The following is an 8,384-nucleotide window of genomic DNA, read 5'->3' as shown; positions in this document are numbered from 1 at the left end:
AGGATCACACGGTGACCGCGTCCACGTTCTACGACGTGCTGGCCACCGTGCGCTACACCACTTTACGGGGCACTACTGGATGCTGGATTAGCGTGTCCAAGAAATGGGGGTAGGTTCCATCTCACCCCGGTACGTGAGAACCGGGGTGCGGCCAGGTTGCTCGACATGATCGAGGGGAGATCGAAGCAGGTGTTCTCGGACTGGCTCGCGGCGAGAACACCGGCCTGGCGGGCCGGGATCGAGGTCGTCGCGATGGACGGGTTCACTGGGTTCAAGACCGCGTCGAAGGAGCACCTTCCCGACGCTACCGAGGTAATGGATCCCTTCCACGTAGTCCAACTCGCCGGCGAGGCACTCGACCGCGTCAGGCAGCGGGTGCAGCAGGAGACCCTCGGGCATCGCGGGCGGCGCGGGGATCGGCTCTACCAGGCCCGGCGGATATTCAGAACAGGCGAGGGGTTCCTGACGGAGAAGCAGCAGGCCCGACTCGATGCCGTGTTCGCTGACCCCGCGCATGCGGATGTGTGGCGGGCATGGCGGGCCTATCAGCAGGTCGTGGCCGCGTACCGCGAGAAGCACTCGGGTCTCGGGAGGAAGCGGCTGCGCGAACTGATCGATACGTTGAAAGCGACGACCCCGACCTGGTTCACCGAACTCCGGAAACTCGCGTACACCCTCGACCGAAGACGCCCGGACATCCTCGCGTACTTCGATCACCCGAGGACCTCCAACGGGCCAACCGAAGCGATCAACGGGAGGCTCGAGCATCTCCGCGGTTCTGCGCTGGGGTTCCGGAACCTGACCCTTTACATCGCGAGATCACTGCTCGAGACCGGCGGGTTCAGAACCCGCCTACACCCTCAATTCCGATGAGCCTCCATACCAGCGACGTACGGCGCGCAGGCAGAAAACCAGATGGATCGGCAGCAACCAGACGCTGCCGGAGCGGAAGGCCTGAAGTGGCCGGATCAGAGAGTGATTCTCATGCGAATCTCGTGCAGGGTTCAATTTCTACCAACTAAAAAGTCGCGGAAACCGTTGGGTTTCCGCGACTTCTTGGTCGGGATGACAGGATTTGAACCTGCGACCCCGTCGATCAAAAGTCCTGATCAGAGGCACTTTTGATTACCTTGGAATATCTATGGTTCCCTTGATTTACTTGGGAATGAGGCGATTCGCCTACTCCGATTCTAGCTGGTCGGTTTGGAACCGTCACGGCTGATTCCGTTGGGTATTCGTTGAGGGCATCGAGTCCACAAAGTTCGTCGTTGAGTTGCCGTCAACTGGTTGCCAAATCTCATGTCCTTTTCATCTTTGGCTGAGACCGCCAATACCAATAGCAAGTATCTCTTTCGAGGACTTAAGCTTGTTTAGCCTATCTCCAAGCTGCTGGTGGACTGAGATCCGAGCTCATTCGCCGAGCTGAAACGTGGCCTTGTAAGCTCGACCAAGGCACTCAGGACTGACGATGTTCTGCGCGTTATTCTCCAGAGGTCTCGACGTCGACTGGTGGCGCTAGCCGATTCAATGCCTCTTCAATCGTGTTGAGATATTCGGGCGTCGGAGTGCGCGTCTTGCGCGGCCGCACAAGTGTGAAGCCATCGGTATCCGAAAGGGTTCGGAAATCAGAACTGACTTTACCGCGCGTAATTAGGGCGATCTTCGGAGTGTTAATCGTGAGAAGCTTCGACCGCACCTTCTCTTCGAGGATATGTTTTCCTGTGGGATCGATGGCAAAGCACTCACCGTCCACCCACCAGAGGAAATCCGGATAGAAGGTGTTCGAAGTTCCGACCTTCACCGGGAGCTGGATACCGTAGCCGTCACCCCGAGTGGGGTTGCGCATCCAGACACCTCGCCCCAGGGAATCCAGTGCTTTTGCAAATTCAAGCTCCTCGGCATTGAACTGGTTCTGCGCATACTTCGAATGAACCGCATTCTCGAACGAGTGGTACTTGTCCACCGTCGGAGTGTGGGCGATTGGAACCCAGGTCTCCTCGCCATGAATCTTGTTCTGCACTAGCTCTACAGTCGACTCGAACGCCTCGACGATTGCATCAGCTCGCTCCGAAAGTATCGACTGGGCTGTTGATCCTGAGCATGACCACTGTTCAAATGCTGGCCCCGTAAAAAGCTCTGGCTCAAGGAGGTGCGCACAGTGACGGCTTCGAAGCTGCACGCGACGACGAAGATACTCGCCGTTCTTACGTCGCATGCTTGAAGCGATCTGCTCATAGCGGGTCGTATCTTCTTCGCCGCGGAGCGAAATCTTCTGAATGCTCTTCCGCCCTTTCGCAAGCAAATCTTGCTCAGCGAAAAGCTGCCGCGACATCGCCTCAACTTTCTTAGTTTCGTCGGCCAGTTCCGCTTCGCCCAGCTGATATTGAGGAAGCTGGATTTCGGTGCCGAGTCCGCTCTTTAGCGGAATATCTGGCAACGGCTGTTTGCGAGTCTTGACTCTGATAGACGGGTTGGCGAAGGGGTTAGTGTCATCGATGGCATAGAGGGCCAGCTCAGCCTTCAGACCTTCGACGATGCCATCGAAAGTTCGGTTAGGCACGCGCACGAAAAGAGTGGACGTGTTGAGGCGGTCATCGTTGAAGTGGTGAGCGCCCGGTTGGCGGAGAGCGCGCCCAATTACCTGCGCGATACGAACGTACGAGTTCGACTCATCGTCGAAGTACTCAATATAGGCCTCTGGATCATCCCAACCTTCCTGCAGTGCACGGTTGCAAATGATGTGGGTGTGATGGGGCTGCAACTCCGCCAATGAAGATACGCGAACAGCATCGTCCGGCACGACCTTGGTCTGTGTATAAATTGCGATCTCTTCAGCAGGGACTCCACGTGCGCGGAGGTGTTCCCAGATCGCGACTGGACGAGATATGACTTCATCCTTCGTCGGATTGGACTTCTCCACAATGTAGAGCGCCTTCGGTGTGATGCTCACGCCTTCGGCAAGAGCTGCCTCCGTCAACTCTCTGTGCAAGGCAACCGCAGCGTCTAAAAGCTGGTCTGGATCAGAGTCGAAATTCTCAACCATGATCGTGTGTTTGAGAAGCTGATTCTCAACCACGTCGGCAGTAGCCACGTGGTAACGACCTCGCGCTGCGATCTCGCTTGCGCGCTCGTCCGTATTGACGACTTCAGCAAACTGGTCAAAAAGGCCGCCACTCGGCGGTGTTGCAGATGCAAGTAGAAATCCAATCGGTCTAAGACCGATCAGCTGCTCGAGCTGTGTCCCCGTCTGATTGTGGCTCTCGTCGTACACGATCCACAGCGGCCGCTGGGGTGAAGAACGTAGCTGATCCCATGGTGAGGTGTCCCCACCCCAATCTTTGTGGGGTCGGTGCATATTCAGTCGAGCGGATTCGCTACCTCCCGATTCGGCATGCTCAGCTTCGTTCCAAGAACCAACTGTTGTTACCCAGATTGTCAATCCGGAGGTCGACTCGATCAGTTCTTCCCACTCTGACTTACTTGGTCGTTCGCGCACAACTCGCGACCCAGGCGGTAGAAGGTGTGAGTACTTACCATTCAAGTTGCGGTATGTCTGATCTGCTACTGCGCTCGACTTAGAAGTCCATAGCACGATGGCTGGCCCCAGATCACCGACAACTTTGGCGAGAATTGGTGTCTTACCTGCGCCCGTCACTGCCTTTAGATGACCAACGAACGGGATCGGAATTTTACCAAAGCGTAGTGGGCCATCTTCAGCAAAGTACTCGACCCAGTCAGCGGCAGCTTCGGCAATCTGATTTGCTGCCGTTTCTTGAAACTCAAAAAGGCGAAGTGCAGAACTCACGATGCAACCACCGTATCTACTGATTTATCAGCTTCTTCCGTCATCACTTCTTCGAGCTGCAGCGCAGCGAGAATTTCGTCGGGAATCTGGCAGAACACGAACGAACGTGTCTCGCTGATATTGCAGGTCGTCCCGTAAATCCTAATCGGAGCCTTTAACCCCAACTGCTTAGCTTCGGCCAAGGCCTCATTGATGACCTCAGAATTCACCTGGCTATGAGTTGCTCCTCGCCAGACAAGGGCGAGTGCTTCGCCTCGCTGGTTTGCCCCAATGATCCACTTCGGCCCATCGATTCGCCTGATGCCGGATCGGTTGCCTGACCGGTCTGTTTGGCAGATCACAGCTGAGATTTTGTCTTTCTCCAGGCTCAGAATCGCTTCACGGTCAAGCTGTGCGCCAGTGACCATGAACTCGAATCCGGAGTTAAACCCATCAAGTTCGATTGCCGACTTAAGTCGTGGAGCGACAAGAGTGCGAGCATAAGGATCGTCATCGCTGCCTTCCTCGATAAGGATGAATCGTCGACGTCCACCGTCCTGGTGGTTCAGCTTCATCACTGCGTCACCCGTCGTCCCGCTGCCCGCGAATGCATCGAGCACAAGAGAGTCCTTCGACCCAGCCGATCCGACCAACAACTCGATCAGTTCTACTGGCTTTGCGTAGCGGAACCCATCGAATTCATCGCCGAACAGCTGCTTAAGCCGGTAGCTTCCCGCACGGGCATCTAAATCGATGACACTGCGAAGTGTGCCGCGGAAGTCCTTCAGGTAGTCCTTCATCTGGACGATCTGGTCATGTCGCTTAGGGAACACGATCTTGCCTTCATCCAAATACCGTTGCATCGTCTGAGGTGGGAACCTATAACCGTTTGCGGGCATCCGGTAGCTGTCTTGTGCGTTCGGATCTTCAACAACGCCTTCCTTGGTGACGCCGTACCGGTAGCCGCCCTTCTTTGGGTTATGTACTCGGTATGCCACCTGATATGGTCCGATGTCGTCCAAGTGAGTGTAGCGCGCAAGTCGCCCCAGGGAATCACGTCCGTTGGCGCGGACCATCGACCCCCATTCCTTTGCCATCGCCGCATCGTCCAACCCAGCACCACGCAGCTGGTCGTACTGCTCGAGGAGTACATCGCGCATCTCATCGGCAGGCGAAGTCCAGACCTTCGGCACGTATGAGATGTTCTTGGCATAGCAGATCACATACTCATGTTCGACCTGAATACGTGAGGGGTTGTTGTCTGCAGACCCGCGCCATGTGATGACGCCGATCCGGTTCTTCTCATCGAAGACCTCGTCCATGAGCATTAGCAAGCGGCCGAGCTCGATGTCGTTGATCGAGACGAAGATGACGCCGTGGTCGGCCATCAAGGACTTCATTGCTACAAGGCGAGGTGCCATGTAGTTCAACCATTTAGTGTGACGGCCGCCGTCGATATTTGAGACATATTCAGAATCGCTGCCGTCTGCATCAGGATCCTGGTAACGGGCATCGCTATAACGGAAATCATTGCCGCCCCGGTTATACGGCGGGTCGATATAAATCACATCAACGGAATCAGCATATTGAGTCTTGAGAGACACCATTGCCTGGAGGTTGTCGCCTTCGATCACGAGGTTGTGGCCACGATCCGGGTGGAACGATAACGAATCGTCGCGTTCCAGCATCCGCGGGGTCGGTACGAGCGACTTGTAGGACCGGCGGCCTTCCCAATGAAGGTGTAGACCTGCTTCTTCGCGCACAGACTCCAAGTCTGGCCACTCATGTTCCGCCATGTCCTCTATTTTGGCAGGGGCCTCCGACATTCAGGAAGTCCTCGAGAAGTCTCGCTAAGAGATGGTCGAGAGCTCGTCGGTGAGCCCCACCACTTTGCGATGAAACAACGCTCTGGCAAGAGGTTACTTGGATGGTCAGACCGTATAGGAACTGGTTGCAGGATGCGGAATTGAGCGCCGTACTGTGAGTGCGCATCTGCATCGTCGGGGCATTCCCATGCGACGGCGAGGACTCTCACCTTCCCAAAATGCCGAAGCGCTACATCTCCGGGATCAAGGATGGTCTCTGGCGCGGATCGGAGCAAAGTTCCATGTATCGGCAGGAGCGGTGCGAAACTTCTTACTATCCGAGCTCGGGTGACTTCGTCAAAAGAGCGCTGGTGCGAACACCAGCGCTCAGTAGATCACCCCTCTGAATTACGGCTTATAGGTTTCCGGCGGCTCGTTCCTGCGCTGTTCGGCACGGCTCCGTCCTATGTCCTGAAGGACCAGGCGGATCAACACTTCGCAGAGCTTGTGCAGATCGGGCGGCTCCCGATGAACTGCACGCACTGACAGCGTCCGCTCGTCGCGAGGTCGCCAGCCTGTCTTGCGTGCATACTTACTCACTGCGCCCTCACCTACTGAGACTCAACGCCAATAATGCGAGCTGTCTGACGTCGGGCGACCACCTCGGAGAGACGGGCCTTGGCTAGCGCTATGACGCTTACCGGGCCGATGGCAATGAACTTGAGACCATTCCATCCGAGCAGGACTACGACTGTGTACAGCCCCTCCGACGCACCTTCCTGTATCAGGGAGAAACACCAGCGTCCCGCGAGTAGGTAGAGTACCCCGAGCCCCATCGCGGGTACGCCCCACTTCAATCCCCTGCGAGTGCGAATCGCATCGAGCAGGACGTTGGTGGGCATGTAGCGACGCATAAAGCCACGGACACGAGCACTCAGCATCCATAGAAGTCGAAACATAATGAGCCTCCATTGCACGTTCGGGTCACGAGACAGTGCAAATAGAGTGACCAACCGGCCTGCCCCGAAGGACGCCAAATCAAGGAGGAATCTGCCTCGTCTTTAACGATACGCCAGAGGAGTGACATTCGTAAGGGGGTACGCTCGCTCGGACGTTCTGGTGTGAGGAGCGCACCTGCCTGGCAAACGAACGGATGGAACCCGGCATGGTCACACTTACCTCACTCGCGCAAGATGAACGAACCGCAAGGATGTTCCTCAGTGGTGTTTTAGAACCGAACGATTCGCGAACAGGTAGACTCGTCGCCGAAGTCGGGGCCGTGGAGACGGTGCGCCTGGCAACCACGAAGGACGCTCCGCTTCCGAAGGTACTCGATGCCACCGAAGGCGAGTTCTGGCGGCAACAAGTATCCCCACGATTGCTGGTCGACGCGGTGAAGCCACTTGCAGGAAGGACTGATGCGCTCGGGTTGCAGGTCTTGATTCCCGGCGACAAGGACTGGCCGAAAGGTCTCGCAGCTCTGGGGACTCGAGAACCGCTCGCGCTGTGGGTGCGTGGATCAGCTTCGTTCTTGTCGAGTCCGATCAATGAGAACGTCACGTTTGCAGGTGCACGAGCCGTCAGCGGCTATGGCGTCCAGGTCACGACTGAGTTGGCTCGCGAACTTGCACGGGATCAGTACCTCATCGTGTCGGGCGGTGCATACGGTGTCGATGCTGCCGCGCACCGGGCGGCGCTCGAAGTCGGCGGCACCACGGCAGCGGTCATGGCCGGCGGTCTTGGACGCCTTTACCCGTCGGGCAACAGTGATCTACTGGAACGCGTTGGGGATGTCGGTGTGCTGGTGAGTGAAGTCGGACCCGATTCTGCTCCGACAAGATGGCGTTTCCTCGCGAGGAATCGAATTCTTGCTGCGCTCTCTGCCGCAACGATCATTCCCGAAGCGGGCTACCGATCCGGGGCACTCCAAGTTGCAGTGGAAGCATACGACCTGGGGCGAGAAGTCGGCGCGGTACCAGGGCCGGTTACTTCCACAACGAGCACTGGCGCTCATCGCTTGATCCGCGAGGAGTACGCCCAGATCGTGACGAACTCGGAGGACGTTCGCGATCTGCTCGTAGACCCCGACGCGACTCCACCCCGCAGGATCGGCTCATACCGGGTACCTCAGCACGTTCGCGCAGTCGCGCAGCGCAACTCGATCTGACGATGCACACCTCGGCTTTGGCATTCGGTGTCAGAACCCAGGAGTAGCATCACTAGTCGAACAAAGTTTCGAGTGATTGGAGTGAAGTGCTCACTGAACCACAGCCGGTGGCCTGTGCGCCGATACCGCTGCTCGTTGCGCCGACGGCAGCGCCGTGTGGTTTCCCTTCACCGGCGCAGGACTATCCAACCGACAGTCTTGACCTCTCGGAGCGACTGATCCGGGATCGAGCATCGACCTACATTTGGCGGGCCACGGGCGACTCGATGGTTGGAGCAGGTATCTTCAACGATTCCCTACTTCTCGTGGATCGAGGCCTGACGCCGATCGTTGGACATATCGTCGTGGGTATCGTTGACGGTGACTACACGGTGAAATACCTGGACCGGCTGGCTGACGGCCAGCCAGTCTTGAGGGCCGCGAACCCTGACTTTCCAGACATCGTGCTGGATGAGCTCAGCGAACTTACGATCTGGGGTGTCGTGACCTGGGTCTTGAGCAAGACTGCGTGAACCGTGAACGGAACCTACCCCTATTTCTTGGACACGCTAATCCAGCATCGCGCTGGAGAAAGCGAGAATGTCAGCGATGGCAAAGAACAACTACAGCGAGGACTTCAAGCATCGCG

Annotated in this window: 4 protein-coding genes and 1 pseudogene; 3 read left to right on the top strand and 2 right to left on the bottom strand. The window is 57.0% G+C overall.

What is annotated here, in order from left to right:
• Nucleotides 1-120 precede the first annotated feature (120 nt).
• Nucleotides 121-873: pseudogene (locus tag AC0KXF_RS14820) on the top strand (ISL3 family transposase); the annotation flags it as partial.
• Nucleotides 874-1,480: 607 nt separating this feature from the next.
• Here AC0KXF_RS14820 and AC0KXF_RS14815 read toward each other — a convergent pair.
• Nucleotides 1,481-3,805 carry a DEAD/DEAH box helicase gene (locus tag AC0KXF_RS14815; RefSeq protein ID WP_473109907.1) on the bottom strand — a complete coding sequence of 775 codons (2,325 nt, stop codon included), beginning with the start codon at nt 3,803-3,805 and terminating at the stop codon, nt 1,481-1,483.
• Nucleotides 3,802-5,580 carry a site-specific DNA-methyltransferase gene (locus AC0KXF_RS14810; RefSeq protein ID WP_473109906.1) on the bottom strand — a complete coding sequence of 593 codons (1,779 nt, stop codon included), beginning with the start codon at nt 5,578-5,580 and terminating at the stop codon, nt 3,802-3,804. Before AC0KXF_RS14810 ends, AC0KXF_RS14815 begins: the two co-directional genes overlap by 4 nt.
• 1,174 nt (nt 5,581-6,754) lie before the next feature.
• On the opposite strand from AC0KXF_RS14810, the gene AC0KXF_RS14805 reads away from it, so the two are divergent.
• Both AC0KXF_RS14805 and AC0KXF_RS14800 read left to right on the top strand, forming a co-directional pair.
• On the top strand, nt 6,755-7,756 hold the full coding sequence (locus AC0KXF_RS14805) for a DNA-processing protein DprA (RefSeq protein ID WP_473109905.1): 1,002 nt from the start codon (nt 6,755-6,757) through the stop codon (nt 7,754-7,756).
• An 86-nt stretch (nt 7,757-7,842) separates the two neighbouring features.
• On the top strand, nt 7,843-8,268 hold the full coding sequence (locus AC0KXF_RS14800; protein WP_473109904.1) for a LexA family protein: 426 nt from the start codon (nt 7,843-7,845) through the stop codon (nt 8,266-8,268).
• The last annotated feature ends 116 nt before the right edge of the window (nt 8,269-8,384 follow it).

The organism is Leucobacter holotrichiae (assembly GCF_055791005.1).
Note: the sequence above shows the minus strand (reverse complement) of the source record. Positions and strands in the feature narration are given on the sequence as shown.